Annotated in this window: 27 protein-coding genes; 13 read left to right on the plus strand and 14 right to left on the minus strand. The window is 69.5% G+C overall.

Annotation, left to right across the window (positions count from 1 at the left end; translation table 11 throughout):
- Positions 1-10: 10 nt before the first annotated feature.
- Positions 11-1,096, plus strand: coding sequence for a lasso peptide biosynthesis protein (locus tag D7X99_RS03620; protein WP_121776484.1), 1,086 nt, complete (start codon positions 11-13; stop codon positions 1,094-1,096).
- Here D7X99_RS03620 and D7X99_RS03625 read toward each other — a convergent pair.
- Entirely contained in the window at positions 1,080-2,105 is a 1,026-nt protein-coding gene (locus D7X99_RS03625; protein ID WP_120575303.1) for an arginine N-succinyltransferase, read from the minus strand. The genes D7X99_RS03620 and D7X99_RS03625 overlap by 17 nt on opposite strands.
- A gap of 334 nt (positions 2,106-2,439) precedes the next feature.
- Here D7X99_RS03625 and D7X99_RS03630 point away from each other — a divergent pair, with 334 nt between their 5' ends.
- The 6 genes from D7X99_RS03630 to D7X99_RS03655 all read left to right on the plus strand — a co-directional run bounded on the left by D7X99_RS03630 (position 2,440) and on the right by D7X99_RS03655 (position 7,303).
- Entirely contained in the window at positions 2,440-3,486 is a 1,047-nt protein-coding gene (locus D7X99_RS03630) for a polysaccharide lyase (protein ID WP_121776485.1), read from the plus strand.
- A gap of 88 nt (positions 3,487-3,574) precedes the next feature.
- Positions 3,575-4,387: a hypothetical protein gene (locus tag D7X99_RS03635; RefSeq protein ID WP_121776486.1), complete on the plus strand. Its 813-nt coding sequence runs from the start codon at positions 3,575-3,577 to the stop codon at positions 4,385-4,387.
- A complete protein-coding gene (locus tag D7X99_RS03640; protein ID WP_171805187.1) occupies positions 4,384-5,298 on the plus strand; it encodes a type VI immunity family protein in 915 nt (304 codons plus the stop codon). The genes D7X99_RS03635 and D7X99_RS03640 overlap by 4 nt, the downstream gene beginning before the upstream one ends.
- Before the next feature lie 28 nt (positions 5,299-5,326).
- The gene (locus D7X99_RS03645; RefSeq protein WP_121776487.1) at positions 5,327-6,613 is read left to right on the plus strand and encodes a TIGR04013 family B12-binding domain/radical SAM domain-containing protein; all 1,287 of its coding nucleotides are present in this window, start codon (positions 5,327-5,329) and stop codon (positions 6,611-6,613) included.
- Between the two features lie 26 nt (positions 6,614-6,639).
- A complete protein-coding gene (locus tag D7X99_RS03650) occupies positions 6,640-6,975 on the plus strand; it encodes a hypothetical protein (RefSeq protein WP_121776488.1) in 336 nt (111 codons plus the stop codon).
- 82 nt (positions 6,976-7,057) lie between these two features.
- On the plus strand, positions 7,058-7,303 hold the full coding sequence (locus D7X99_RS03655; protein ID WP_120575298.1) for a hypothetical protein: 246 nt from the start codon (positions 7,058-7,060) through the stop codon (positions 7,301-7,303).
- 59 nt (positions 7,304-7,362) lie between these two features.
- Here D7X99_RS03655 and D7X99_RS03660 read toward each other — a convergent pair whose 3' ends face one another.
- The 3 genes from D7X99_RS03660 to aceB all read right to left on the minus strand — a co-directional run bounded on the left by D7X99_RS03660 (position 7,363) and on the right by aceB (position 10,955).
- The gene (locus tag D7X99_RS03660; protein ID WP_121776489.1) at positions 7,363-7,770 is read right to left on the minus strand and encodes a hypothetical protein; all 408 of its coding nucleotides are present in this window, start codon (positions 7,768-7,770) and stop codon (positions 7,363-7,365) included.
- 213 nt (positions 7,771-7,983) lie between these two features.
- Complete coding sequence (aceA, locus tag D7X99_RS03665; protein ID WP_121776490.1) at positions 7,984-9,270, minus strand: isocitrate lyase; 1,287 nt, start codon at positions 9,268-9,270, stop codon at positions 7,984-7,986.
- Between the two features lie 62 nt (positions 9,271-9,332).
- The gene (aceB, locus tag D7X99_RS03670; protein WP_121776491.1) at positions 9,333-10,955 is read right to left on the minus strand and encodes a malate synthase A; all 1,623 of its coding nucleotides are present in this window, start codon (positions 10,953-10,955) and stop codon (positions 9,333-9,335) included.
- Between the two features lie 275 nt (positions 10,956-11,230).
- Between aceB and D7X99_RS03675 the strand changes: the two genes are divergently transcribed.
- Positions 11,231-11,590 (plus strand): PspC domain-containing protein, encoded by a 360-nt coding sequence (locus tag D7X99_RS03675; RefSeq protein WP_121776492.1) that lies wholly within the window; start codon positions 11,231-11,233, stop codon positions 11,588-11,590.
- A 31-nt stretch (positions 11,591-11,621) separates the two neighbouring features.
- On the opposite strand, the gene D7X99_RS42630 is transcribed toward D7X99_RS03675, so the two are convergent.
- Together D7X99_RS42630 and D7X99_RS42635 are read right to left on the minus strand one after the other, a co-directional pair.
- Complete coding sequence (locus D7X99_RS42630; RefSeq protein ID WP_158626913.1) at positions 11,622-11,858, minus strand: HAMP domain-containing protein; 237 nt, start codon at positions 11,856-11,858, stop codon at positions 11,622-11,624.
- Complete coding sequence (locus tag D7X99_RS42635; protein ID WP_158626914.1) at positions 11,855-12,172, minus strand: hypothetical protein; 318 nt, start codon at positions 12,170-12,172, stop codon at positions 11,855-11,857. The genes D7X99_RS42630 and D7X99_RS42635 overlap by 4 nt, the downstream gene beginning before the upstream one ends.
- A gap of 144 nt (positions 12,173-12,316) precedes the next feature.
- Here D7X99_RS42635 and D7X99_RS03685 point away from each other — a divergent pair, with 144 nt between their 5' ends.
- Positions 12,317-12,859 carry a Uma2 family endonuclease gene (locus D7X99_RS03685; RefSeq protein ID WP_233596714.1) on the plus strand — a complete coding sequence of 181 codons (543 nt, stop codon included), beginning with the start codon at positions 12,317-12,319 and terminating at the stop codon, positions 12,857-12,859.
- Between the two features lie 4 nt (positions 12,860-12,863).
- Here the strand turns inward: D7X99_RS03685 and D7X99_RS03690 are convergent, their stop codons facing one another.
- Positions 12,864-13,343 carry an MOSC domain-containing protein gene (locus D7X99_RS03690; protein ID WP_233613068.1) on the minus strand — a complete coding sequence of 160 codons (480 nt, stop codon included), beginning with the start codon at positions 13,341-13,343 and terminating at the stop codon, positions 12,864-12,866.
- Positions 13,344-13,442: 99 nt separating this feature from the next.
- Between D7X99_RS03690 and fumC the strand changes: the two genes are divergently transcribed.
- Positions 13,443-14,840: a class II fumarate hydratase gene (gene fumC / locus D7X99_RS03695; protein ID WP_121776582.1), complete on the plus strand. Its 1,398-nt coding sequence runs from the start codon at positions 13,443-13,445 to the stop codon at positions 14,838-14,840.
- Positions 14,841-14,850: 10 nt separating this feature from the next.
- On the opposite strand, the gene D7X99_RS42640 is transcribed toward fumC, so the two are convergent.
- Entirely contained in the window at positions 14,851-15,027 is a 177-nt protein-coding gene (locus D7X99_RS42640; RefSeq protein WP_158626915.1) for a hypothetical protein, read from the minus strand.
- Between the two features lie 212 nt (positions 15,028-15,239).
- Here D7X99_RS42640 and clpP point away from each other — a divergent pair, with 212 nt between their 5' ends.
- Together clpP and D7X99_RS03705 are read left to right on the plus strand one after the other, a co-directional pair.
- Positions 15,240-15,839 carry an ATP-dependent Clp endopeptidase proteolytic subunit ClpP gene (clpP, locus tag D7X99_RS03700; RefSeq protein WP_014399808.1) on the plus strand — a complete coding sequence of 200 codons (600 nt, stop codon included), beginning with the start codon at positions 15,240-15,242 and terminating at the stop codon, positions 15,837-15,839.
- A gap of 212 nt (positions 15,840-16,051) precedes the next feature.
- A complete protein-coding gene (locus D7X99_RS03705) occupies positions 16,052-16,372 on the plus strand; it encodes a hypothetical protein (RefSeq protein WP_233596712.1) in 321 nt (106 codons plus the stop codon).
- Positions 16,373-16,375: 3 nt separating this feature from the next.
- On the opposite strand, the gene D7X99_RS03710 is transcribed toward D7X99_RS03705, so the two are convergent.
- From D7X99_RS03710 to D7X99_RS03730, 5 genes are all read right to left on the minus strand, one after another.
- Positions 16,376-18,286, minus strand: a complete 1,911-nt coding sequence (locus D7X99_RS03710) for a bifunctional UDP-sugar hydrolase/5'-nucleotidase (RefSeq protein ID WP_121776494.1) — start codon at positions 18,284-18,286, stop codon at positions 16,376-16,378.
- A 144-nt stretch (positions 18,287-18,430) separates the two neighbouring features.
- Positions 18,431-18,880, minus strand: coding sequence for a DUF3293 domain-containing protein (locus D7X99_RS03715; RefSeq protein WP_121776495.1), 450 nt, complete (start codon positions 18,878-18,880; stop codon positions 18,431-18,433).
- On the minus strand, positions 18,873-20,423 hold the full coding sequence (locus D7X99_RS03720; RefSeq protein ID WP_301541090.1) for an MBL fold metallo-hydrolase: 1,551 nt from the start codon (positions 20,421-20,423) through the stop codon (positions 18,873-18,875). Before D7X99_RS03720 ends, D7X99_RS03715 begins: the two co-directional genes overlap by 8 nt.
- 135 nt (positions 20,424-20,558) lie before the next feature.
- A complete protein-coding gene (locus tag D7X99_RS03725; protein ID WP_121776496.1) occupies positions 20,559-21,074 on the minus strand; it encodes an ester cyclase in 516 nt (171 codons plus the stop codon).
- A complete protein-coding gene (locus D7X99_RS03730) occupies positions 21,071-23,485 on the minus strand; it encodes an acyl-CoA dehydrogenase (protein ID WP_121776497.1) in 2,415 nt (804 codons plus the stop codon). The genes D7X99_RS03725 and D7X99_RS03730 overlap by 4 nt, the downstream gene beginning before the upstream one ends.
- Before the next feature lie 151 nt (positions 23,486-23,636).
- Between D7X99_RS03730 and D7X99_RS03735 the strand changes: the two genes are divergently transcribed.
- The gene (locus D7X99_RS03735; protein WP_121776498.1) at positions 23,637-24,905 is read left to right on the plus strand and encodes a phosphatidylserine/phosphatidylglycerophosphate/cardiolipin synthase family protein; all 1,269 of its coding nucleotides are present in this window, start codon (positions 23,637-23,639) and stop codon (positions 24,903-24,905) included.
- 3 nt (positions 24,906-24,908) lie between these two features.
- On the opposite strand, the gene nth is transcribed toward D7X99_RS03735, so the two are convergent.
- The gene (gene nth, locus D7X99_RS03740) at positions 24,909-25,673 is read right to left on the minus strand and encodes an endonuclease III (protein WP_233613069.1); all 765 of its coding nucleotides are present in this window, start codon (positions 25,671-25,673) and stop codon (positions 24,909-24,911) included.
- Between the last annotated feature and the right edge of the window lie 16 nt (positions 25,674-25,689).

Raw genomic sequence — 25,689 nt, forward strand, 5'->3', positions numbered from 1 at the left:
TTCATGAGACATGAAGGCCCTCATCGCCATCGCCATGCTGGCGCTCCCCGTAAACCCCGCCAGCGCGGGCCCCGAGGCCGGAAACCCGGCGCCGGTCCGCACGGAGGTGTCGCGGGCCCGGTTCATCTTCGCGTGGCGCGGCGTGCCGGTGGGTACGGTCACCCTGACGCTGGAGCCGGGGAGCTTCACGTACGACAGCGAGCACCTGCACCTGCGCTCGGGCCATGCGGGCATGCTGGGGCGCTCGGCCGTCATCCACGTGGACGGCAGGGGGCACATCACGGACACCGACCGGGAGCGCAGCGTGATGCCCCAGGCGCTCTGGGTATGGCGGGGCCCTCCGCCCGAAGGGTGCGTGGAGGCCCGTGAGGAGCTGTCCTCCCCCACGCGCATCGGTCCTCACTGCGTCACGTCCCGCGGCCCCACGCGCGCCGAGGGCACGATGCTGGGGGTTGCCTTCCGGGCCACCTATGACCGGGAGGGATGGCTCCAGGTGCTGGAGCTGGGGGACTCGCGCTTCACCCGGGCCACCCCCGGGGAACGGCTGAAGCCGCCACCGGAGCTCTTCTCGGACGGCCTGCCGGTGGAGGGAGACGCCCCGGGGCCCCTGGCGCTCGTCGCGGCTCGGAGGGACGGGCCACGCGCGCCGTCCGTCCCCCGGCGCCTTGAGGGCATGACGGAGTGGACGTCCGCGGCGGCGCGGGCCCTGTCCGCGAAGGTGCACGCCGCCTTCCCGGACAAGGGGCCCTCGGAGGCGGACTGGAACCGGGGCGGCGAGGGCGAGGCCGGAGGCTGCCTGGCTCACGCCCTGCGCTATGCGTCCCTGGCGCGCGAGAAGGGCCAGCGGGTGGGGTTGGTGCACGGGCTGCTGGTGGTGGACGGCGGCCCCGCCCGGCCGCACGCCTGGGTGCGGGTGGCGCTGCGGGGCGGCGGGACGCTGGATTTGGACCCCACGTCCCTGGACCCCGTGCGCCCGGACACGCACCTGGCGCTGGCGCTGGTGCCGCCAGAGGGCCCCGCCCTGGAGGCCGGGGAGCGCTGGCTGTCGCTTCTGCGCGGAGACTTCCGCGTGGTGCGCGCTACTCGAACGGAATGACGGACAGCTTCGCGCCGGGCTTCACTTCCAGGATCTCCTTGGCGCGAGCAGGCAGGTGGATGACGGTGTTGTCCAGCCGGGCCTGGCAGCGCACGGAGCGGAAGCGGTTGCGGCCGGATTCGCGCTCGACGGCGACCAGCACGTCGTCTCCCACCAATTCGAAGTCCTCTTCCGCCAGCTTCATCGTGCGGTAGCGGCGCACCAGGGAGATGTCCTCCGTATTCGCTTCGAAGTGCGGTCCACCGTCGAACGGGTCGATGCGCTCCACGTACCGGAAGCCCACCCGCTCCAGCATCCGCTGCACGCCGCGCGTGGCCGGGCCCACTTCGCCCAGCACCTTCTGCACGCGGTCCGGGAACAGCGACGCGTAGATGTCCGACGCGGGGAACAGCTCCTTGATGAACTCCTTGTTCTGGCGGCTCAGCCGGTCGGCCTCCAGGTAGGTGAGCCCGGTGAACTTCTTCCCGCAGGCCTCCCACAGGAGGCTGCGCCCGTCCGGGAGCAGCGGCGGCAGGAGCTCCGCCAGCACGCGCGGCCGGAACAGCCGCCGGTGCATGGAGATGAAGAGGAAGCGCACGAAGGACAGCTGCTTGCCGGGCTTGTCCGGCGTCGCGCGGTAGGGCGGGTCCACCACCAGGCCGCCAATCTCCGTGGGGCCCTCGTAGTTGTACGCGATGGACAGCACCTTGTGCCGCAGGTGCCGCTCCAGCGAGGCCGAGTAGTGCTCGCGCTCGCTCACCTCATAGTAGATGTGCGGCGCGTCGTACGTGCCGTGCTGGGCGATGATCATCGACGTGCCGATGATGAGGCTGTTGCGCACGTCCTCCAGCACGAAGAGGTACTCGCGCTCGAACGGGTCCTTCACCTTGCCGGCGAAGCTCTTCACCGACTTGTCGATGATGGCCTCGAGCGTCTCTTCGTTGTTCGGCAGGTTGACCGTGTTCAGCACCGCGGCAAGACGCTTCAGGCCGGGCAAGTCGGTTTTCTGGACGTCTCGCAGTACGAGCATGGGGCACACGGATGAGCGCCCCGGGAAGGGAGCGCCGGAAGGGCCCGTGACCTTACACCACGCCCCCGTCCCGTCAGCCCCCTGGATGCTCCCCTGTCAATGACGCGTTGCGTTCAGGACATCGCTCCGCCGTCCGCTCGGTGGGTACGGGCGGCCCGGCCCCGACGTGAAACATGTCTCAATCCAGGTGGGGGCCTGCCTGGTTGCATGCTGTGTTGTCAGGCGTCTGGGAATGGTTTGGCGAGGGAATGAAGACAGGGAATGATTGCCGCCAACCTTTGTCGAAGTTTGACATCAAAGCACCCAGTCTTCCCCCTCCCCCAAGGATTCAGCATTGAAAGCACTGCACCTCTGGCTCGTGGTTGTTCTGCTCCCGAGCCTCGCTGCGGCGGAGATCGTCTGGCGGGGCGATTTCGAGACGGGAAACCGTTCCCAATACAGCAAGGAGCAGATGGTGAGCTCGGACCGGCTCCAGGTGGTGACGAGCCCGGTGTCGGAAGGCAAGTACGCCCTCAAGGCCACGGTGAAGCAGGGCGATGATCCCATCAACTCCAGCGGCAATCGCAACGAGCTCGTCTATCTGAGCAACGAGAAGGTGGGCTCGGAGTACTGGTACCGCTGGAAGGTGATGTTCGCGAACGACTTCCCCAGCGTGGACGCGTGGCAGCTCTTCACGCAGTGGCACCACGACGGGTGCTGCGGGTCGCCGCCGGTGGAGTTCTTCGTGAAGGGCGAGCTCATCCGCCTGACGCTGAACGACAGCGGCACGGTGTGGAGCACGGCGCTCAAGCGCGGCACGTGGCAGGAGTTCATCTTCCACGTGAAGTGGTCCCCAGACGCGTCCGTGGGCTACGTGGAGCTGTGGCACAACGGCGTCCAGGTGCTGAAGAAGACCCAGGCCAAGACGATGTTCTCTGGCCAGAACAACTACCTGAAGCTGGGCCTGTACCGGGACGACACCATCAAGCCGGTGGGCGTCGTCTACCACGACGGCATGATCCAGGCGACGACCCGCGCGGACGTGTTCCCGGTGGTGCAGCCTGATCCGGACCCCGTGGTGGACGCGGGCACGCCGGTGGACGCGGGTACCTCGGTGGATGCGGGTTCGCCGCAGGATCCCGACCCGGTGTTCGACGCGGGCAACCCGGTGGATCCGGATCCGGTGGTGGATGCGGGCTCGCCCGTGGATCCGGACCCCGTGGTGGACGCGGGCACTTCCGTGGACGCGGGCACGAACACGGGCGTGAAGCCTGCGCCGCTGGACCAGGGCGAAGGCGATGCGAACTTCACCGGCGGCTGCTCCGCGAGCGGTGGTTCGCTGGCCGCGTTCTCGCTGCTGGGCCTGCTGGGCCTGATGCGGGCTCGCCGTCGCCGGAGCTGATGCTTGGATGAATGACCCTCCCGCTCCGGCAGGTCCGGGGCGGGAGGTGGGTTGAAGGAGCCCGCGCTTCCATGCGAGGAGGCTCGGCATGACTCCTCCCCGTTGGATGTGGTGGCTGTGCTGCCTCTTGCTGTGGACCGCATGCGCGGGCCCGGAGATGCGCAGGCCCCGAAGCTACTCCCCGATGGCGGTGGACTCCGCGACGGCGGGGTGTCTGCGCAATCCGGCGTGCGCCGCCCAGGTGGGGCAGGACGCCATCCTGCCGTGGCTGGCCCGGGCGGCGGTCCGCGCCGCGGAGGTCGCGGCGGTGATGCGCCTGTGGGAGGCGGCGGAGGTGGCCCGCGTGGAGCACGTGCTGGTGGAGTGCGCGAAGCAGGCGAACTTCGATGTGAACGAGCGGCTGTTGGGGCCCGGAGGGCGGACTTCTCGCGAGCTCTGTGAGTCGAAGGTGGTGGACGCGAACGGGCGGGAGATGACGAGGGCCGTGCAGTTGGGAAACGCAAAGCACGCGGCGGCGCTGGAGTGCGTACAGCGGGAGTTGGGCGCCACGGACGCGGGGCGGTTCAGCCTGGAGCCGCGCTACCTGCGCGATGCGAAGACGGGCCGGACGCGGTGGTTGGATCCGGAGGAGGTGGCGCGCTGGCTGGCCGCCGGACAGTTCTTCCTGTTGACGGGGACCATCGCGCCGGATGTGGTGCTGCACGCCTTGGGGAACCCGCTGAATGTCCAAGCCGTCTACGACTTCAAGTTCCCGTGCCCGGTAGGCAACTTTCCTAGATGGGATCCCTATCCTGACGGGCACCCCTTCGCTTCAAAGGATCAGGGCGAGATCTATCAGCAGATACTCAAGAGTGAGGGGGCACCCCAGTTGGTGTCTCCCAACTTTGGAGTTACGCCATGAGCGGGCGAGTCCCAAGGATTCGTGAAGACATCGACATCGACGGCCAGTGGGTGGCCCTTGTGCGGGAGGGGCTCAGCATCGCGTTCTACATGCGGCAGCCCCACGAGTTGATGGCCCCGGCCGTGTTGCGAGCACTGGAGCGTTACCGTCAGGCCATCAGCCCGCGCCAGCCTGGCTGGTACGTGGACTCCTCGGGGGACTGGCAGCCGGTGGACGCCGCAGGCGAGGCTGTCGTCCGGCAGCGGCTGCTGGCAACCTCCGCACTGGTCGAGCTGATCGAGCGCCCCGACTCCGTGACCGGCGTCGCTTTCAAATACCAGGGGCGGAGCAAAGCGGTGGCTGGCTTCGAGAATGAGGATCGGGAGAGTACCTGCGCTCTGGAGTTCAGGCTGCCCATCGAGTTCCTGGACGAACGCGGGCCGGAGTGGATCCGCTCATTCGCCATCGACCTGGGGAGTGAGCTGCCATGGAGCTCAGGGCACGCGGGGCTCTCGCTTGAAGTGGGCGCCTGGCCCCGGACCCTTACGCCGCGCCTGCGTGAAGTGACCCGGCGTCACCCCGGCTTCGACCTGAACCGGTTGGGCAGCCTGTCCCTGTACCTGGGCACGAAGCTCCGCTCCCCCGCGTGGCTCAACTTCCTGGGCCCGCCCGTGCTCAACGAGCTGGGCGGAGCGGAAGCACTTCGGTCCCGGTTGCACTCACCTTCAACCAAGGTCGAGTCCCTGTCTCCAGACCGCGCCGTGGTGTCCCTGGGCCCGGTTCCCGAAGCCGGGGACCTGGAGGCCGGTGACACACTGCCCGCGTACCGCGAGCTGGCACGCGTGCTGGAGCCCTGGCTCTACGTGCACCAGGGCGAATGGGGCCTCTTCCCCGAAGCCGAGGTCCGCCAGTGGGAGCGCCGCTTCCTCTGACCGCGCTGTGGCATCATCCCCGGAAGTCATGTCTCAGACGCCTCGCAAGGTCTCGCTCGTCCTGAGCTACCAGTACCCCGGCAAGTACGCCTTCACCGTGCTCGCTGGCGCCGTGGAGGCGGACCCCGCGCTCGCGGCCGTGTCGATGCACTTCCCTCGCAACCGCGAGGACCTGCTGACCACCGTGCGCGAACGCGTGGACGCGGGTGACACCGTCGTCGCCGCCTGGTCCTTCTACTCCGCCAGCTTCGGCCCCTCCGTGGAGGAACTCACGTGGGTGCGTGAACGGCTGGAGGGCCGCGACGTCCTCTGCATCGCGGGCGGCGTGCACGCCACCGCCGAAACGCTCCAGACGCTCCAGGCCGGCTTCGACCTCATCGCCGTGGGCGAGGGCGAGCACACCCTGCGCGCCCTCCTGGCCCGCATCCTCAAGGGCGAGGACCCGCGCACCACGCACGGCACCGCGCACCTCAAGGACGGCAAGCTCGTGCAGCACGGCCACGGCGAGGGCGTGCGCCTGGACGACTTCCCCCCGTTCGCCGCGAAGAACGTGAAGTTCGGCGCCATCGAGATCACCCGCGGCTGCATCTACGCCTGCCGCTTCTGCCAGACGCCCTTCATGTCCAAGGCGCGCTTCCGGCACCGCACCGTGGCCAACATCGCCCACTGGGCCCGCGAGCTGCGCCGCGCGGGACGGCGCGACCTGCGCTTCATCACCCCCACGTCCCTGTCCTACGGCACCCCCAACGAGACCGTGAACCTGGCCGCCGTGGAGGAGCTGCTCGCCGCCGTGACGGAGGCCATGGCCCCGGACGGGCGCATCTACTACGGCACCTTCCCCTCGGAGGTGCGCCCGGAGCACGTCACGCCGGAGTCCCTGGCGCTGCTCAAGCGCTACGTGGCCAACGACAACCTCATCATCGGCGGTCAGTCCGGCTCCGAGCGCATCCTCCAGGCCACCCGGCGTGGCCACGACGTGGAGACCGTGGTGCGCGCCGCGCGGCTCGCGGTGGAGGGCGGCTTCGTGCCCAACGTGGACTTCATCCTGGGCCTGCCCGGCGAGGAGCCCGCGGACGTGGACGCCACGCTGGACCTCATGCAGCGGCTGTCCGACCTGGGCGCCCGTGTGCACGGCCACACCTTCATGCCGCTGCCCGGCACGCCGTACCGCGACGCGGCCCCCGGCCGCATGGACGAGCGCACCCGGCAGCGGCTGGACTTCCTCGCGTCCCAGGGCCGCCTGTATGGCCACTGGCGGGCGCAGGGCGTGCTCGCGGAAGGCATCGCCGCTCGAAGACAGCCGCGCGCCCGCTAGCCACAGCCGTTACACTGCCCTCCGCGATGGCTGAACAGACGCCCTATTGGCTCCTCATCTCCGTGCTCTTCAGCTCCCAGCCCCTCACCCCGGCGCTGGCCATGACGCTGCATGAGGCCGCCTTCGAGCTGTACACGCGCGGCGAGGGCTCGCGAGAGGTGGCCGGCGATCTGCTCTCTGGCCGCGTGAACAACCTGCGCAAGGACGTGTCCCTGGGCGGCATCGCCGGGCCCGCCTTCGAGGCTGAAATCGAGACCGAGCGCGGGTCCGGCGTCGTCCGCTTCGTCCTCACCCGCCAGGGCCTGGAGATGATGAAGGCCCAGCCGCCCGCCGCGCCCGCGAAGCCGAAGTACCTCAACTGAGGAAGGGGAGGCCTGTCCGCCCGGCCGCTCCCGGTACGGCGCTTCCGTCACCACCTTGAGGACTCAAGGGAGGAATGACGGCATGGACCCCAAGGACGAATACCTCAAGAAGAGCGCCGGCATCCCGCTGGACCCCAGCAAGCAGAAGGACCCGGAGGAGCATGGCGACCGGGTGCCCGCCGAAGGCCGCGCCGAGGAGCTCAACGACGTCACCGGGCAGAACGGCGGGCAGCGCTCCGACGTGGATCAGCCCTGGAACGACACGAAGAACCGGCACGACGGCATCCGCGACCAGTACAGCGACGACAGCGACAAGAAAAAGCCCTGAGGTCTCCCCCAGGGCTCACGTGAAGTCGATGCTGTGAAGGACGCCCTGGGGCGCGGGGACTACTCGCGGTCCAGGGTCAGCTTCATGCCGCCCATGTGCAGGATGGACTGGGACATGCTCACCGCGGACATGGTGGCCAGGTCTTCAATCGCCTGCATCTCCTCGCTCTTGGCCCCCGTGCCCGTGCCCGTCTGCGAGGCCGCGGCCTGCTGCTGCTGGCCCGTGACGTTGACCGGCGTGGAGGTGGCGCCCGCGGTGTAGGCGTTCACCAGCCCGCCGTGCGGCGTGGCCCCCATCTGCGCCAGCGCCGCCGACACCACCGACCCGCCCGTCACCTGCGCGCCCGTCTTCGGCTGCGCGGCCGCGCCCGACATCAGCGAGCCGAAGCGGCTGCCCGACACGGAGGAGGCGGTGTTCGTCGTGGCCGGCTGCACCCGCGGACCGGAGAGGGACGTGATGCGGTTCATGGCGGCTCCCGTCAAAAGGCCCCGGTCAATTCGAGGCACGCCTGGGCGCGCCTCTGGGGCTTCAAGTTCGTTCCCTGCATTATCGCCCCAGCCCCGGGGAAGTTGCCTCTTTCGCCTCGCGAACGCCGAAGGCCGCGGAATCCCAGGGAATTTTCCCTGGAACGCCACGGCCTTCAGTGCCTTTTCAGGGCGTCCGAGCCTGATCCGCCAGGCCTAGAACTGGTGGGCCTCGGTGGACTCGTGCAGGGCCAGGGTGCTGGCGCTGCCGCCGGAAATCACCTCGGCGACCTGGTCGAAGTAGCCGGTGCCCACCTCGCGCTGGTGGCGCGTGGCGGTGTAGCCGTTCTTCTCCGCGCCGAACTCCGACTGCTGCATCTCGCTGTAGGCCGCCATGCCGCGGTCCTTGTACTGACGGGCCAGCTCGTACATGGAGAAGTTCAGCGCGTGGAAGCCCGCCAGGGTGACGAACTGGAACTTGTAGCCCATGGCGCCCAGCTCACGCTGGAACTTCGCGATGGTGCTGTCGTCCAGGTTCTTCTTCCAGTTGAAGGACGGCGAGCAGTTGTACGCGAGCATCTTGTTGGGGAACTTCTTGTGGATGCCCTCGGCGAAGGCCTTGGCCTGCGCCAGGTCCGGGGTGCTGGTCTCGCACCACACCAGGTCCGCGTACGGCGCGTAGGCCAGGCCGCGCGCGATGGCGCACTCCAGGCCGCCCTTGATGCGGTAGAAGCCCTCGGCCGTGCGGCCCGCCGCCTTGTCGATGAAGGCGTGGTCGTACTCGTCCGCGTCGCTCATCAGCAGCTTGGCGCTGTCCGCGTCCGTGCGGGCCACGAGCAGCGTGGACACGCCCATCACGTCCGCCGCCAGGCGCGCCGCGGTCAGCGTGCGCACGAAGTGGCTGGTGGGCACCAGCACCTTGCCGCCCATGTGGCCGCACTTCTTCTCGCTGGCCAGCTGGTCCTCGAAGTGCACGCCCGCGGCGCCCGCTTCAATCATGCCCTTCATCAGCTCATAGGCGTTGAGCGGACCGCCGAAGCCGGCCTCCGCGTCCGCGATGATGGGCGCGAACCAGTTGCGGTCCTTGCGGCCTTCCGCGTGGTCGATCTGGTCGGCGCGGCGCAGGGCGTTGTTGATCTTCTTCACCACGGAGGGGACGGAGTCCACCGGGTAGAGGCTCTGGTCCGGGTACATCTGGCCCGCGGAGTTCGCGTCCGCGGCGACCTGCCAGCCGGACAGGTAGATGGCCTTGAGGCCCGCGCGCACCATCTGCACGGCCTGGTTGCCGGTGAGGGCGCCCAGCGCGTTGATGTACTCGTCCGTGTGGAGCAGCTCCCAGAGGCGGCGGGCGCCCAGCTCCGCCAGCGTGTGGCTCACGCGGATGGAGCCGCGCAGCTTCTCCACGTCCTTGTCCGTGTAGGTGCGCTTGATTCCCTCGAAGCGCTGCGCATGGAGCTTCGCGTGAGGGGAGGCATCGGAAGTGGTCGGCGTCGCGTCGTACATGCCAGGACTCCTCGGGCTGCGGTGAAGGGTTGAAAAGACTTCGGTGCTGCGTCTGGAAAGCGTCAGGACCGCGGGTCGAGGGCCTCGTAGGCCGGCAGCGTGAGGAAGTCCTCGAAGGCGGGCGCGGTGGACAGCTGCTCGAAGAGGGCGCGGGACTTCTCCATGTGCGCCTGGCCGTAGCGCTCGGTGGCGCCCTCGCGGTCCATGCGCGCCATCTCCTCCGCGAGCAGCTTGCGGAACAGCTCCGGCGTCACCTGGCGGCCGTCCTCCAGCGTGGCCTCGTGGTGGATCCACTGCCACACCTGGGCGCGGGAGATTTCCGCCGTGGCCGCGTCCTCCATCAGGTTGTAGAGCGGCACGCAGCCCAGGCCGCCCAGCCACGCGGCGGTGTACTGGATGCCCACGCGGATGTTGTGGCGCAGGCCCTCTTCGGTGCGCGTGCCGGAGGGCAGCTTGAGCAGGTCCGCTTCGGTGATGCGCACGTCCTCGCGCTTGTTGGCCACCTGGTTGGGGCCCTGCATCTGCGCGTCGAAGATCTCCTTCGCCAACGGGACCAGACCGGGGTGCGCGACCCAGGTGCCGTCGTGGCCGTTCTTCGCCTCACGCAGCTTGTCCGCGCGGACCTTGGCCATCACCGCGTCGTTGGCGGCGGCGTCCCCCTTGATGGGGATGAAGGCGGCCATGCCGCCCATGGCGTGCGCGCCCCGGCGGTGACAGGTCTGGATGAGCAGCTGCGAGTAGGCGTTGAGGAAGCCCTTGTCCATGGTCACCTGCCCGCGGTCGGGCAGCACCACGGACGCGTCCGACTGGAGCGTCTTGATGAAGCTGAAGATGTAGTCCCAGCGGCCGCAGTTGAGGCCGGCCGAGTGCTCGCGCAGCTCGTAGAGGATTTCGTCCATCTCGAACGCGGCGGGCAGCGTCTCGATGAGGACCGTGGCCTTGATGGTGCCGCGCGGGATGTCCAGCTCGCTCTGGGCCAGGTGGAACACGTCGTTCCACAGCCGGGCCTCCAGGTGGCTCTGCATCTTGGGCAGGTAGAAGTAGGGGCCCGTGCCGCGCTTCAGCTGCTCGCGCGCGTTGTGGAAGAAGAACAGGCCGAAGTCGAAGAGCGAGCCGGAGATGGGCTTGCCGTCGATGCGCACGTGGCGCTCCGGCAGGTGCCAGCCGCGCGGGCGCACGAACAGCACGGCGTGCTTCTCATTCAGCGCGTACTGCTTCCCGTTCTCCGCCGTGAAGGAGATGGACTTGCGCACGGCGTCGCGCAGGTTCAGCTGGCCGCGCACCACGTTGTCCCAGGTGGGGCTGTTGGCGTCCTCGAAGTCCGCCATGAAGACGCTGGCGCCGGAGTTGAGCGCGTTGATGATCATCTTGCGGTCCACCGGACCGGTGATTTCCACGCGCCGGTCCTGCAGGTCCGCGGGCACCGGGGACACGGTCCAGTCGCCCTTGCGGATGTCCGCCGTCTCCGGGAGGAAGTGCGGGCGCTCGCCCTTGCGCCAGTCCTGCGCCACCTTCTTGCGCCGCTCCAGCAGCGCTTCCCGCCGCTCACCGAAAGTGCGGACCAGCTTCGCCACGAAGGCCATGGCCTCCTGCGTCAGCACCTCCGCGTAATCCGGGTGCCAGTCGCCCTCCACGGTCACGCCGGGGCCGAAGGCCGGGGGATTCTGGGAGGTGCGCGCGTCCATGTCGGCTCCTGACGAGATGCGTTGTAAAAGCGGTCCAACGGGCTGAAAGATGTCCCTGCCGTCTGAGGAAGGGAAGCCTTGGTGAATTAGAAGCTGCTTGCCTGTAAGGCTGTCAACATCGCCTGGATTAAATCTGTAAATCCACTGACGCAGTCGGCCAGAAACCCCCGGAATCACGACATCGGAGGGGCGGTCGCAATCACGGGCGGTGGGTTCCGTAGGTAGGTATGGGACCCCCATCGTGCCAAGCGGGGGCCTGACTGGGAGGTCACCTCATGGACGTCACGACACGCTGCAGGGCCTGTTCGAAGGCGCTGTCCGGGGAGGCGCAGCGCTGCCCGCACTGCCGTGCGCGCACGGTGCCCATGCACCGGGGGCAGGGGCGGGCGCTGCTGGGCGTCTGCGCGTCGCTGGCGCGCGAGCTGGGCGTGGACGTTTCGCTGGTGCGGGTGGCGTTCGTGCTGATGCTGTTCGCGTCCGCGGGGATGAGCGCCGCCCTCTACCTGCTGCTCTGGGCGTTCATCCCGGCGAAGGCGTTTGGCCGGGCCCCGCTGCAGGGGACGCTGGACTGGGTGTCCAAGGTCGCGAACACGCCGGTGGACGACGACACGCCCCGCTGGGAGAAGCGCGTCTGACGTGGCTGCCGTGCCCTGGCGCGTTTCGCTGCTAGACGCGCCAGACGCCGGCCACGGACTCCGTGCGCTCGGCCACGCCGCGCAGGGCTTGCGTCATGCGCTGGGTGCCGTGCATGGCCTGGAGGGTGTCGTCCATCATCCGGGAGAAGGCGGAGGCCAGCTCGCCCACTTCGTCCTGGTGGCCGTGGGCTTCCACCTTCTGGGTGAGGTCGCCCTCGCGCACCACGCGGGACACCAGCGCGCTCAGCGTGGCGATGGGCCGCGTCACGCCGCGAGCCAGGGCCCAGGCGGCAGGACGGCCACCCCCAGGAGCGCGCTCCCCGCGAGCAGGCTGAGTTGCAGGGAGCGGCGCAGGGGCAGGAAGGCCTCGTCCGACTCCATCGCCGCCACGAAGCGCCAGTCCTGGCCGGCGGCGAAGCGGGTGTGCCGGTTGTTCAGCGAGGCGAGCACCGCGTCGCTCTTGGCGTAGGTGTCGAAGAGGAGCGCGCCGCGCACGATGGCGTCCTCGGTCCACGCGCGGGCGTTCGCTTCGCGCTCGTGCAGCGAGGCTCCGATGAGGTCCTGCAGGCCGTCCGCCTCCACGGGTTCAGGGCAGGCAGCGCTGCGCGGGCCTGTCTTCCTGCCTCCGTGCGCCGGACTTGGTCGGCCGTCGGCTTGAGGATGTCAGGGGTAGGGGGCATCCTTGCGCGCATGGGCGATGGAAACGGGAGTGGGAAGGGGAAGTCGGTGTCGTACGCCGTCCTGGAGGACGTGCCGCCGACGAAGGTGGGGGAGATCATCGAAGGCGAGCTGGTCGTCAGTCCCAGGCCGGCGTCTCCCCACGCGAGGGCGGCGACGAAGCTCGGAGGGTGGCTGGATGGGCCGTTCGACGAGGGCAGCAATGGGCCCGGTGGATGGGTCATCCTGTATGAACCGGAGCTGCGCTTCGCGGGAACGGGGGATGCGCTGGTGCCAGACCTCGCGGGCTGGCGCCGCGAGCGGATGCCTCGCATTCCAAACACGCCTGTCTTCTCCCTGGCTCCTGATTGGATTGGCGAGGTGTTGTCACCGTCCACCTACCGGTGGGACCGGGGTCCGAAGATGCGCGTCTATGCACGCGCGGGCGTGGAGTGGCTGTGGTTCATCGACCCGCTGGCGATGGGGTTGGAGATCCACCGCCTCCAGGACGGGCAGTGGCGCCTGCACGGGGTGCACCTGGGAAGTGGAACCGTGAATGCCGTTCCCTTCGATGCGGTGCCCCTGAATCTGGGCCGGCTCTGGAGCCGGTGACGGCTCAGGGCAGCTTGGGACGGATGATGCGCGGGGCGTCCGGGTTCACGTCCAGCAGGCGCACGGCGTCGCCTTCATGCACGGTGCCTGCCTTCAGCACCCGTGCGAGCTGACCCCTGCGGCCCCAGCTGTCCTTCAGCAGGCCGGGGCGCAGCGCGTCCAGCTTCCAGCAGGGCACGCAGGGTTCGGTCAGCTCCACCAAGACTTCTGCTCCCAGCGCCAGGCGCTGTCCCGGTGGCAGCGCGTCCAGGGGCAGCCCTTCCACCAGCACGTTCTCCTTGAGCGCGCCTTCGGGCACGTCCAGCGCCGCGCGCTGCGCTTCGTCCAGGAGCAGGAGCTGGCGCTTGTGGCCCACCGCCCTGCGCTGGTGGCGGTCGCCCTCGAAGCCGTGCTGCTCCACGGCCCGCGCCTCCGGGACGCGGCGCATGGCCGTGCCTCGCTCCTGGGCCAGGAAGAGGGCGCGGATGGTGCCTGCGGTGCTCACGAAGTGACACTCATGCCAGGGTCGTCACTCTGCCCTGCCGTGACGGTCCGGCGGTGTTAATCGCGCGGGACATCGTTCCTTTTGCGCGGAGGCCGCACCGTGAGCACGAAGAATGTTCGCATCGAGAAGGACACCTTTGGTCCCATCGAAGTCCCTGCCGACCGGCTCTGGGGCGCGCAGACCCAGCGCAGCCGCCAGAACTTCGCCATCTCTTCCGAGCGCATGCCGACGGCGCTCGTGCACGCGCTGGTGCTGGTGAAGAAGGCCGCCGCGCTCGTGAACCAGGAGAACGGCTCCCTCTCCAAGGAGAAGGCCCAGTCCATCGTGAAGGCCGCGGATGAAGTGCTCGCCGGCCAGCACGACGAGGAGTTCCCCCTGCTGGTGTGGCAGACGGGCAGCGGCACCCAGACGAACATGAACTGCAACGAGGTGCTGGCCAACCGCGCCTCGGAGCTCTTGGGCGGCGAGCGCGGCGAAGGCCGCAAGGTCCACGCCAACGACGACGTCAACAAGGGCCAGAGCTCCAACGACGTGTTCCCCACCGCGATGAACGTGGCCGCCGTGGAGGCCGTGGTGAAGCACGTGCTGCCGGAGCTGGTCGCCCTGCTCGACGTGCTCGCCCAGAAGTCCCAGGCCTTCCAGTCCATCGTGAAGATTGGCCGCACGCACCTGCAGGACGCGACCCCGCTCACCCTGGGCCAGGAGTTCAGCGGCTACGTGGCGCAGCTGGATCGCGCGAAGGGCCACATCGAGGCGGCCCTGCCGCACATGCTGGAGCTGGCCCTGGGTGGCACCGCCGTGGGCACCGGCCTCAACGCGCCCCCGGGCTACGCCGAGCGGGTGGCGGCGGAAATCGCGAAGCTCACCGGCCACGCCTTCGTCACCGCGCCCAACAAGTTCGAGGCGCTGGCCGCCAACGACGCGCTGGTGCAGGGACACGGCGCGCTCAAGGGCCTGGCGGCGGTGCTGTTCAAGGTGGCCAATGACATCCGCTGGCTGTCTTCGGGGCCACGCTCGGGCATTGGTGAAATCAACATCCCGGAGAACGAGCCGGGCAGCTCCATCATGCCGGGCAAGGTGAACCCCACGCAGAGCGAGGCGCTCACCATGCTGTCCGCCCAGGTGATGGGCAACGACGTGGCCATCTCCCTGGGCGGCGCGTCCGGCAACTTCGAGCTCAACGTCTTCAAGCCGCTCATCATCCAGAACTTCCTGCAGAGCTGCCGCCTGCTCGCGGATGGCATGCGCAGCTTCCGCCTGAACTGCGCGGTGGGCATCGAGCCCAACCTCCCGCGCCTCCAGGAGAACCTCCAGCGCAGCCTGATGCTCGTCACCGCGCTCAACCCGCACATCGGCTACGACAACGCGGCGAAGATCGCCAAGACGGCCCACAAGCAGGGCAAGACGCTGAAGGCGGTGGCGGTGGAGCTGGGGCTCGTCACCGCCGAGCAGTTCGACCAGTGGGTCCGCCCGGAGAAGATGACCGGGAACCTCTAGGCCTTCCGCTTCACGGCATGGGCAGGGCCCACAGCTCCCGGCCTTCGGTGGGCGTCCAGGCCGGGAAGAAGACGCGGTCGCCCGAGGGCACCATGGGCCAACCGGGTGCGGAGGACAGGGGCCCCGGCGCGATGTCCACGGCGCGCACCGTGCCCCCGGGTGAGCCACCGAACCGGAGCAGGCCCACCCGGGGCTCTCGCCCGTCTCCGGCGTCCAGGCGGAAAAGAGCAGCTTTCCGCCCACCCCAACGGTGGGTGCGTGTCGGCGAGGGATGTGTTGGGGCCCTCCCCCTCCAGGGCAAGGGAGCCCCGTGGCATTCCGGGCCAAGCGTGGGACAGCGCACGCTCCTGCAAGAAGGAGGGAGCGCGCGCGCGGGGGGACGATTAGGGTACGGGGGCCATGAACGTCCCCTTCGTCATTGAGACCACGCACCGCGGCGAGCGGGCGTACGACCTCTACAGCCGTCTGCTCAAGGACCGCATCATCCTCCTGGGCACGCCCATCAACGACGATGTGGCCAACCTCATCGTCGCCCAGCTGCTGTTCCTGGAGTCCGAGGACCCGGACAAGGGCATCAACCTCTACATCAACTCGCCCGGTGGCTCCGTCACGGCGGCGCTCGCGATGTATGACACGATGCAGTACGTCAAGTGCCCCGTGTCCACCATCTGCGTGGGCCAGGCGGCCTCCGCGGGCGCGCTGCTGCTGCTGGCGGGCTCCAAGGGCAAGCGCTACGCCCTGCCCAACAGCCGCATCATGATCCACCAGCCGCTGGGTGGCGCGCAGGGTCAGGCGACGGACATCGACATCCAGGCGAAGGAGATCCTCCGTCTGCGCACGTACCTCAACGGCCTGTTCGTGAAGCACACGGGCCACACCATCGAGCGCATCGAGAAGGACACCGAGCGCGACTACTTCATGAGCGCCGAGGAGGCCCGGCAGTACGGCCTCATCGACGAGGTCGTGGAGCGCGCCTCGGGCGTGCCGGCGCCCAAGTAGCTTCCATTCCAGCGGGACCGGAGGAGCAGGCCCCGTGCCGCTGCTCCGGGCAGGCATTCGACGGGTAACGGCTTCGCAAGCCGTCCCACGGTGCAGCTTGACGGGGGGGTGCCCAATGTTTGGGCATGCTGCCCCGCCTCCTTGCCGCTGCTCTGCTGCCTGCCTTCCTGGCGGGTGTGGGTTGTGCCACCGGTCCCACGGGCCGCCTTCCCGTGCCCCCCAGCTCCCAGCCGGTCCAGGAGGAGTTGGGGGAGCGCAATGTCGTCGACGCGGGCGCGGAGTACGCCCGGCAGAGCGGCATGGTGCTGGCGGAAGCGGGCGAGGCGGTGCGGATCCGCCCCAACTACTGGCGGGTCCGCTTCGCGCTCCCGGAGGAGGGCTCCGGGAAGTTCCTGGAGGTGGACTTCGACGAGCTGGCGCAGCGCGTGACGGGGTCGAGGCTCATCGACATCAACCCCTCCTTGCTGCCCCTCCCCAGGACCTCCCTGCCCAGCGAATCGAGCCCCGCGACGGGCGGCTCGGGCCCCCAGTGAGGGCTACGGCAGCCGCGTGACGCGGTCGAGCGCCGGGGCCGGGAGTGGCGTGGCCTCCGAGCTCTTCGCGGTGAGGTAGGCCTCCAGCGCGTCCGAGTCCACCGCGCCGCCCAGCGGGTTCGTGCCCTCCGCGAGGACGGTGAAGCCGTCGCCGCCGGGGGCGAGGAAGCTGTTCACGGTGACGCGGTAGCTGGCGGCCGGGTCGATGGCCACGCCGTTGAGCTGGATGCTGGCGGGGTCGATTTTGGCGCCCGCGGGCGCGGACGCGCTGAACGCATACGTGAAGCCCGCGGAGGGGTGGAGGATGCGGGGGCTGGCGAGCTGGAACTGCTGCTCCATCAAGCGCTCAATCTGCGCGCCGGTCAGCGTCAGGGTGACCAGACTGTTGCCGAAGGGCTGCACGGTGAAGGCCTCGCCGTAGGTGACGGCGCCCTTGTCGTTGGGGTCGGCCGGGTCGCGCAGCAGGTCCGCGCGCACGCCACCCGGGTTCATGAAGGCAATCTGGGCGCCGCCCACGGTCGCGCCCTGGGTGGCCTCCAGCTGCGCGTCCGCGATGACGAAGCCCATGGTGGACTGGCCGGTGGGGTCCAGCTGGATGTTGCCGCGAATGAGCGTCTGGTCGATGTAGCCGATGACGCGATTCTCCAGCGGCGTGGTGAGGCCCTTGTAGCGGGTGATGAGCTCCGCGACCTCCGGGTCGGGCGTCACCGTGCGGGTGACGATGACGTTCTGGGCCTGGGCCTTCACGACCTGGCCCGTGGCCGCGTCCAGCGTCACGTCGATGTCCGTGACGAGCCGGCCCACCGACGCGGCGCTGGTGACGAGCTTGCCGCTCAGCGTGCAGTTGTAGGCCTGGTGCGTGTGGCCGCTGACGATGACGCTCACGGCCGGGTCCAGCTTCGACGCGATCTCCACGATGGGGCCGGTGATGCCCTTGCACTCGTTGTAGAGCGAGTCGACGCCGGGCGTGCCGCCCTCGTGCACGATGACGACCATGGCGTTCACGCCCTGCGACTTGAGCTCCGGGACGAGCGCGTTGACCGTCTCTACCTCGTCCTTGAACTCCAGACCGCGGATGCCCGTGGGGGTGACGATGTTCGGCGTGCCCTCCAGGGTCATGCCGATGAAGGCCACCTTCACGCCCTCGAAGGTGCGCACGTCGTAGCGCGGGAGGAGGGTGCTGGTGGGGCCGGTGGCGACGTTGGCCGCGAGGATCTTGAACTTCGCGCCGGAGAAGCCGGTGCCGTCCTGGCAGCCGTCCACCGGGTGGCAGCCGCCGGACTGCATGCGCAAGAGCTCCGTGCCGCCCTCGTCGAACTCGTGGTTGCCCACGGCGCTGATGTCCAGGCCGATGTCGTTCATGGCCTCGATGGTGGGCTCGTCGTGGAAGAGCGCGGAGAGCAGCGGCGTGGCGCCGATGAGGTCACCCGCGGACACCACGATGGAGTTCGGGTTCTTCGCGCGCAGGTCCGCGATGTAGCGGCCGAGGTACACGGCGCCGCCCGCGTTCACTCGGGTGGTGGTGTCCACGCCGCCATCCGCCAGCAGGGCCTGGTGAATCTGTCCGCCGGTGCCGGCCGCGGGCTCCAGCTGCCCGTGGAAGTCGTTGAAGGCGATGATCTTCACGGCGACGGTGGTGCCGCCGTCGTCGGTGCCCGCGTCGGTGTCGCCGGTGCCCGCGTCGGTGTTGTTGGCCGGGGGCGGGAAGGTGACGGCCTGGCAGACGTGGTCCACGCAGGTCCAGCCCTGGCCTTCCGGCGCGGGGTTCTGCTCCTGGCAGTCGAAGGCGTTGGTGCACTCGTTGTTGCCGCAGCCTCCGTGGAAGGCGAGCAGCAGGCCGGTGACGAAGGCGCCGGCGAGGAGGAAGACGCTGGGACGCGCGACATCTCGCGTGCGGGGGACGGAAGGCTGCATATCGAGACGGCTCCTGGGACAGGGAGGCGGTGGGCCCGGAGAGGCGCGGGGACCCTGGCATCGTCTCGTGGCGCGGAGGTGGGGGCGGGGTTCCGAATGCGTGTCGTCCCGTCGGATGTGACGTGGCCGACACAGGGTGCGGGCTCAGGAGTGCGCGGGCTCCCGGCACATCACCAGCTCCGCGGCGCCGCCCACCGCGCCCCAGAGCACGGCCTCCTGGTCGAACAGGCGGCCGAAGCGCAGGGCTTCGTCGCGGGACAGGCCGGGGACGAAGAGGCTCTCCTCGAACCAGCGGCGGTCCTCCGCCACGCCCACGGCGGACACGCTCGGGTGGCCCCGGGCTTCGAGCAGCGCGAGCAGCCGTTGCTGGAGGCGCGCGTTGGTGCGGAGCGGACGCGCGTGGGCGTGCGGGTTCCACGCGGTGAGAAAGGCCCAGGTGGTGAAGCGGTGCGCGGTGAGCGCGGCGTCGAGCTCCGGATGCAAGCCATCCACGCCCAGCACGTGCTTGCGGTCTCCGACGAGCGGATGCGGGCGCACGACGTAGCCCGTGGCCTTGAAGGCCCCGTGCAGCGCGGCCCGCCGCGCGTCACTCATGCGGAGTCGCGACCGCGGCTCCCGTGCCCTGTGGACTGGGGACAGGAGTGACCACCGTCGCTGGGACGGCAGGCTTCGTCCCCGCGCCTTGCGGAGCCGGCGACGGAGGATCCGCGCTCGGCGGAGCGGCTGGCGGAGTCGCGGCCGTCGGGCCCGCGCCCTGCGGAGCCGTGGGCGGTGCGTTCGTCGCGGGAGGATTCACGCTCGGCGCTGCTTGTGGCTTCGGGGTCGCCTGCTTCGCGGCCTGCGGACTCACGGCCGCGGGCACCGGGAGCAACGGCAGCGCCGGGTGTCCTTCCCGCAGCTTGGGCGGAATCTGGCTGGCCACGATGGGGGCCTCCTCCGCCGTCTTCCACGGACGGTCGGGCCACCAGCGCTCCACGGGCGGCGGCGTCTGCGCGAGGAAGTCCTGCCCGGGCCGGGGCGTGGTGATGCCCACGCCGTCGTGCTTCGCGGCCGCGAGCGAGCGCTCCACCGGCTCCGTCCAGCCGTGGTACGCCAGCGTCACCAGTCCCCAGTGCACCGGCAGCATCAACCGGCCCTGCACCAGCCGGTGGGCCAGCACCGCCTGCTCCGGCCCCAGGTGCCAGTCCGGCCAGCCCGCGCCGTACTGGCCCGTTTCAATCATCGTCAAATCGAACGGCCCCAGCTTCGCGCCAATCTCCTCCATGGCAGGGAACAGGCCCGTGTCGCCGGAGTAGTAGACGCGGTGCTTGGAGCCCACCAGCGCCCAGCCCGCCCACAGCGTCTTGTTCTGCTGGAGGAACCGGCCCGATGCATGCCGGGCGGGCGTGCACACGATGTCCAGCCCCTTCACCTTCGTGCGCTCCCACCAGTCCAGCTCCACGATGCGGTTGGCCGGCACGCCCCAGTATTCCAGGTGCGCTCCCACGCCCAGCGGCACCACGAACGTGGTGTCCCAGTCCTTCATCGCCTCGATGGTGGCGAAGTCCAGGTGGTCATAGTGGTCGTGGGAAATGACCACCGCGTCGATGGGCGGCAGTTCGTTCAGCGCGATGGGCGCGGGGAACCAGCGCTTCGGGCCAATCCACCCCAGCGGCGACGTGCGCTCGCCCCACACGGGGTCGGTGAGCACGCGGTGCCCGTCCACCTCCACCAGCGTGGACGAGTGCCCCAGCCAGGTGACGCGCAGCCCGTCCTCGGGCGGCGTGGCGAAGCGCTTCGGGTCGATGCGGTCCACCACCACCGGCATCCGGGGCGAGTTGTCCGGGCTCGAGTGGAACAGGTCCGACAGCGTCCGCTCCCAGTTGTTCAGGATGGGCTGCGGGTTCTCGAAGCTTCCGTCCAGCCACTGCGGCGAGCGCGTCATCCGCTCCAGCCGCGCCCCGTCCGGCACCTCGCCGAACGCACGCCAGCCGTCGATGACGACGACCAGCAGGAACGCACCCAGCAGGAGCAGGCCCCATCCGAACAGGCGCAACAACCTGCCGCCCCAGGACGGCGGCTGGCCGTGGGAGGGAAAGGCCGTGCGGAAGGCCTTCTGTCGGGCCTTGTCCGCGGCCCGCATGGGTCCCGCGTTCATCCTCATCCCCGGACCCTGATGGGTCCGGTGCGTAGGTGTCAATGGGGAGACATCCCGCTACGCCCCGGTTTTTCCTGACTCCAGCGGCGTCGAGCCCGACCCGTGGCCGTTTGGCGTGTCCCGGGTCAGGCCGCTTCAGGATTCGGGCGGCACGACCTTGAACCCGCGCTGGAGCAGCGGATCCAACCGGTCCGTGAGGTCCCACGACTCCACCAGCCGGCCCTCACGCAGCCGGTACAGCGAGTCCCCGTGGAACGTGAGCGGGCGGGACTTGCCGTCCGCGGTGGGTGGGCCCTGGGTGTCCGTGCCCGTCGCGCGCCAGCGCACCATCACCCAGTCGTCCTCCGCCATCACGTGGAGCAGCTCGAACTTCAGGTCCGGGAAGAGGGTGAACCCGGCTTCCGCCTGGGTGCGCACCACCTCCGGGCCGCGGAGGTCCTGGGGGGCGCCCTCGGAGCGGTCCACGTAGTCGGCCGCGATGTACTCCGGGAGGCGCTCCAGGCGCTTCTGGTTGTAGATCTCCTCGGTGAACAGGCGGGCGCGGTCCTTGTTGGATTCGCCCATCTGACGGGCCCGTTCCGCCGGGGACACCGTCGCGCAACCGGTGAGCCCCACGAGCCCCAACACCACCCACGACGCACAGGTCCTCATGACGCGCGGGAATCTGCCGGGCCCGCACGGGCGCTGTCAGCCGCCGTGTCGTCGAACCGTTCACCGCCGGGCGCCAGCCGCCCCAGGCCGATGGGCGCCGCCAGGCAGGTGTCCGGAATCCCGAATGCGTCCACCAGCCCCACGGCATCCGGCCGCAGCTCCTCGCACAGCTTCACGCGCTCCTTGCGGATGGCCTGGGCCTTGGGGGCCGTGAGCCAGCCGTGCTCCAGGAACCAGCCGCTGGCGGACTCCAGGCAGGACAGGCCGAAGAGGTCCGCCATGCGCCCCAGCACCGGCTTGAGCGCTTCGTCCTTCACGTCCGCCACGCCGCGCAGGAACTGCTCCAGCACGATGCGCTCCACGCTCGCGTGCGCCAGGGCCAGCAGGTGCGCCTGCACCTGGTTGAAGGCCTCGAAGGCCTCCACGCCCGCGGTGAGGCGCTTGCGGATGCGCTTGGACACCGACGCGAGCAGGGCCTCCTCGCGGAAGCGCAGGGCGCGCAGCTGGAAGTCGCTGTCGCGCAGGTGGTCCGTGTCCGTGCGCCGGCCGGCGATGGGGTTGCGGTCCGTGAACACCGTGGCGGCCTGGTCCACGATGAGGCGCAGCACCGCGAAGACGCGGTCGTCCTCGAAGCGCTGGCGGTAGCCCGTGAGCAGGCCCTTGGCGACCAGCTGCATGAGCACGGTGTTGTCGCCCTCGAACGTCGTGAACACGTCCGTGTCCGCCTTGAGTGACGCGAACCGGTTCGCGGTGAGATAGCCCTGGCCACCGCACGCCTCGCGGCACTCCTGGATGGTGGCGGTGGCGTTCCACGACGCGTAGGCCTTGAGGCCCGCGGCGAGCGCCTCGATTTCGCGCGCGTCGTCCTCCGTGCGGTGGACGTAGCGGTCCACCAGGTACTCCAGCGCGAAGTCCACCGCGTACGCCTTGGCGACGAGCGGCAAGAGCCGCAGCTGGTGCACCTGGTGGTCCAGCAGGCGGACTTCAGGAGCGCCCTGGGGGCCGAACTGGCGGCGCAGGTCGCCGTAGCGCACGGCGATGGTCAGCGCGCTCTTGGCCGCGCTCAACGACGCGCACGCCACGCTCACGCGGCCCGCCACCAGCGCGCCCAGCATGGTGAAGAAGCGCTTGGAGTCACCGGTGATGGAGGAGGTGTACTCGCCGGCCTCCGTCACCTGTCCGTAGCGGTCGAGCAGGTTGTCGCGCGGCACGCGCACGTGGTCGAACCACAGCCGGCCGTTGTCCACGCCGTTGAGGCCCATCTTCTCGCCGCAGTCCTCGATGCGGATGTTCGGCAGGACCTTGCCGTGCTCATCGCGCAGCGGGACGAGCAGCGCGTGCACGCCCAGCCGTTCGCCATCCACCTCCAGCTGCGCGAACACGGTGGCGATGCGCGCGTGGCGGGCGGCGTTGCCAATCCACTCCTTGCGCGCGGTCTCCGACGGCGTGTGGATGACGAACTCGCCCGTGGCCGCGTCGTAGCGGGCCACCGTCTCGCAGTCGCGCACGTTGGAGCCGTGGCCCAGTTCGCTCATCGCGAAGCAGCCGGGCAGCTCCAGCGAGGCGACCCTGGGCAGGTACTGCTGGTGGTGCCGCTTCGTGCCCAGGAACAGGATGCTGGAGCCGAACAGGCCGAAGTGCACACCCGCCTTGATGACGAGGCTCAGGTCGAAGAAGGCCATCGTCTCGAACGCGGCGATGAACGCGCCCAGGTCGCCGCCGCCCTCGCGGCCCTTGGGGAAGGCGAGCTGCCCCAGGCCGTCATTGGCCAGGTGCTTGAGCCAGTCGAAGACCTGGTCGCGGTAGGCGGTGGTGCCGAGCCCTTCCTTGTAGCGGAAGTCCGCGTCCTCCAGCCAACCGCGCACCTGCTTGCGCACGTTCGCGTAGGTGCGGTCCAGCACGGCCGTCATCGCGGTCGGGTCGAAGGACGAGGTGTGCGAGCGGGGCTCCGCGTGCGGGACGCGCGACGCCTTGGGCACCAGCGAGCGCACCGCCTCCTTGCCGTCCACGCCCAGGGTGGCCTCGATGGAGGCCAGGGCCTTGGCCAGCTCCGCGGGCGCGATGTTCAGGGGCGCTTCACCCGCGAGCGCCTGGGCCAGCTGCACGCCCAGCTCCGCCAGGTTCTGCTGCTGGCTGGTGGCCAGCTTCTCCGCGGTGGCGCGGATGTGTTCACGCACGAGGGCCAGCTCGCGGGGCGGGGGCGGACGCAGCGGATCCACCCAGAGGGCCAGGACGGAGCTGGACTTGAGGTCCAGCCAGGGCTGGGCGCGGGCGGCGGAGCCCAGGGCGCGGAGCTCGTCGCCCGTCAGCTCGCCGTCCGTCCAGGCGACGTACAGCATGGGGACCAGCGGGGCGAGGCTGGACAGGGACAGCAGCTCCCGGGCGGAGGGGCGGGATGGGGCGTCGAGCATGCGGACTCTCCAGGCGAGGGAACGGAATCCGGGCAGTGTCGCCACGGTGGAAGGCTCCGGCAATGACGGAATGGGGTCCTGTTCACCGGCCGGAGCGGGAGGTGGGCGGTGACTCCCGGGGGAGGGCAGGCGTCCCTACGTTGCCGGGACCATGAGCGAGCTGATGGACGAGTTGCTGCCCCAGCCGGGGGCGCATGGGTTCGACGGCGGCGACGAGACGCGCAAGCACGAGATGCAGGGCCCGTTCGAATTGCCACCGGGACCGGAGGGCTTCTCGTTCGCGCTCTACCAGGCCACGGGCGTGGGGCTGTCACCGGGGCACCGGATGCACCTGCTGGAGAACAGCCAGGTCTTCGACCGGATGTTGGAGGACATCCGCGCGGCGAAGCACAGCGTGCACATGCTCGTCTACATCTGGCGGCCGTGCGAGCTGTCGGACCGGTTCGTGGAGGCGCTGATTGAACGCTCGCGCGCGGGCGTGCAGTGCCGCGTGGTGGTGGATCCGGTGGGCAGCGAGGAGACGACCGGGGACAAGGACTTCGACCAGCAGATTGAAGGGCGGCTGACGGACGCGGGCGTGGAGGTGCACTACTACCGGCTGCTCGCGGGCAAGGTGCTGGGGCGGCTGTTGAGCCGGTCGCACCAGAAGATCGTCGTGGTGGACGGGCGCGTCGCGTACACGGGCGGCTTCGGCATCTGGAAGGTGTGGGAGGGGGACGGGCTGAAGCCGGACAACTGGCGCGATACGCACATCCGCGTGGAGGGGCCGGAGGTGCGGCGCATCCAGGTGACGTTCTCCAAGCACTGGCTGGAGTCGGGCGGAGGGTTCCTGCCGCGCGAGTGCTTCCCGGAGCTGGAGGCGGACGGAGGCGGGTGCGCGGCGTTCATCGACAGCGCCGGGCGGCTGGGCATCACCGAGGCGGAGCGGATGGTGCGGTTGGTGGTGGCCGCGGCGACGAAGCGGCTGTGGATCGCCAACGCGTATTTCACGCCGCCCAACGACATCCTGGAGCAGTTGGAGGTGAAGGTCCGGCAGGGCGTGGACGTGCGGGTGATGGGCCCGGGACCGAATCACGATGTGCCGGTGGTGAGAGCGTCACAGCGGTCCACATACGAGCGGCTGCTGGCGGCGGGGGTGCGCATCTGGGAGTACCAGCCGGCGATGCTGCATTCGAAGACGATGCTGGTGGATGACTGGCTGTGCGTCGTGGGCTCCACGAACCTGGATTCGCTGTCGCTCAACAAGTTGAGCGAAGGCTCGCTGGTGTTCGAGGACCGGGAGATTGCTTCGAGTTTGGAGGCGTGCTGGGAGAAGGACGTCCGGCACTCGAAGGAGATTTCGCTGGAGAACGGCGGCCGGACGAACCCGTGGCGGAGGTTCGCGCGGCGGGCCACGCAGTGGGCGGGGCACGACCGGTAGTCGTCAGCGGTGGGAGGTGACGCCCTCCTGCCGGCAGTAGGGGAGCACGGGGCAGGTGGAGCACTTCGGGCGGGAGCCGGTGCACACGTGTTTACCGAAGGGGACGAGGAGCCGGTTGAGCTCCACCCAGTAGGGGCGAGGGAGCACGGCTTCGAGCGCGGCGAGGGTGCGTTCCGGAGTGGAGGCCTTCACGTAGCCCCAGCGGTTGGTGACGCGGTGGACATGGATGTCCACGCTGATGACTTCATGGCCGCAGGCGATGCCGAGCGCCAGGTGCGCGCACTTGGGGCCCACGCCCTTGAAGGACTGGAGCACATCCGGATCTGCGGGGAGCTGACCATGGAACTCGTCACGCGTGCGCACGGCGATGGCGTGGACCTGATGGGCCTTGCCCTCGTGGAAGGTGACGGGGCGGATGAGGGCGTCGATTTCCGCTGGGCTGAGGCGTGAGAGGGCTTCGGGCGTGTGCGCTCGGTTGAGGAGCCTGAGGGACGCGGGGAGGCTGACTTCATCGAGCGTGCGGATGGAGAGGATGCACGCGATGAGCTGTTCGAAGAGGGAGCCGTGGCCCTTCGCGGCGAGCTCGAACATGGCGGCATCCGCGAAGGAGTGGACCTCGTGGCGCACGCGGCGGAGGACCTCTTCGATGTCGAACGGGAGCTTGTCCGTGTCTGGCGGCGCAGTGTGCACGGTGCGGGCGCTCAGGGGGCGCGGTGCCCGCCGTGGACCTGACGTCGTCGTGGACCGGGACTGCTTCTTGACCGCCATGCGGGCCTCCTGACCT

This window comes from Corallococcus sp. AB032C, assembly GCF_003668935.1.
Lineage (GTDB): Bacteria > Myxococcota > Myxococcia > Myxococcales > Myxococcaceae > Corallococcus > Corallococcus exiguus.

Excerpts from the sequence above, each read along its gene's own strand:
- D7X99_RS03620 (WP_121776484.1), top strand. The coding sequence starts at position 11 with ATGAAGGCCCTCATCGCCATCGCCATGCTGGCGCTCCCCGTAAACCCC.
- D7X99_RS03625 (WP_120575303.1), bottom strand. The coding sequence starts at position 2,105 with ATGCTCGTACTGCGAGACGTCCAGAAAACCGACTTGCCCGGCCTGAAG.
- D7X99_RS03635 (WP_121776486.1), top strand. The coding sequence starts at position 3,575 with ATGACTCCTCCCCGTTGGATGTGGTGGCTGTGCTGCCTCTTGCTGTGG.
- D7X99_RS03640 (WP_171805187.1), top strand. The coding sequence starts at position 4,384 with ATGAGCGGGCGAGTCCCAAGGATTCGTGAAGACATCGACATCGACGGC.
- D7X99_RS03645 (WP_121776487.1), top strand. The coding sequence starts at position 5,327 with ATGTCTCAGACGCCTCGCAAGGTCTCGCTCGTCCTGAGCTACCAGTAC.
- D7X99_RS03650 (WP_121776488.1), top strand. The coding sequence starts at position 6,640 with ATGGCTGAACAGACGCCCTATTGGCTCCTCATCTCCGTGCTCTTCAGC.
- D7X99_RS03655 (WP_120575298.1), top strand. The coding sequence starts at position 7,058 with ATGGACCCCAAGGACGAATACCTCAAGAAGAGCGCCGGCATCCCGCTG.
- D7X99_RS03660 (WP_121776489.1), bottom strand. The coding sequence starts at position 7,770 with ATGAACCGCATCACGTCCCTCTCCGGTCCGCGGGTGCAGCCGGCCACG.
- aceA (WP_121776490.1), bottom strand. The coding sequence starts at position 9,270 with ATGTACGACGCGACGCCGACCACTTCCGATGCCTCCCCTCACGCGAAG.
- aceB (WP_121776491.1), bottom strand. The coding sequence starts at position 10,955 with ATGGACGCGCGCACCTCCCAGAATCCCCCGGCCTTCGGCCCCGGCGTG.
- D7X99_RS03675 (WP_121776492.1), top strand. The coding sequence starts at position 11,231 with ATGGACGTCACGACACGCTGCAGGGCCTGTTCGAAGGCGCTGTCCGGG.
- clpP (WP_014399808.1), top strand. The coding sequence starts at position 15,240 with ATGAACGTCCCCTTCGTCATTGAGACCACGCACCGCGGCGAGCGGGCG.
- D7X99_RS03710 (WP_121776494.1), bottom strand. The coding sequence starts at position 18,286 with ATGCAGCCTTCCGTCCCCCGCACGCGAGATGTCGCGCGTCCCAGCGTC.
- D7X99_RS03715 (WP_121776495.1), bottom strand. The coding sequence starts at position 18,880 with ATGAGTGACGCGCGGCGGGCCGCGCTGCACGGGGCCTTCAAGGCCACG.
- D7X99_RS03720 (WP_301541090.1), bottom strand. The coding sequence starts at position 20,423 with ATGAACGCGGGACCCATGCGGGCCGCGGACAAGGCCCGACAGAAGGCC.
- D7X99_RS03725 (WP_121776496.1), bottom strand. The coding sequence starts at position 21,074 with ATGAGGACCTGTGCGTCGTGGGTGGTGTTGGGGCTCGTGGGGCTCACC.
- D7X99_RS03730 (WP_121776497.1), bottom strand. The coding sequence starts at position 23,485 with ATGCTCGACGCCCCATCCCGCCCCTCCGCCCGGGAGCTGCTGTCCCTG.
- D7X99_RS03735 (WP_121776498.1), top strand. The coding sequence starts at position 23,637 with ATGAGCGAGCTGATGGACGAGTTGCTGCCCCAGCCGGGGGCGCATGGG.
- nth (WP_233613069.1), bottom strand. The coding sequence starts at position 25,673 with ATGGCGGTCAAGAAGCAGTCCCGGTCCACGACGACGTCAGGTCCACGG.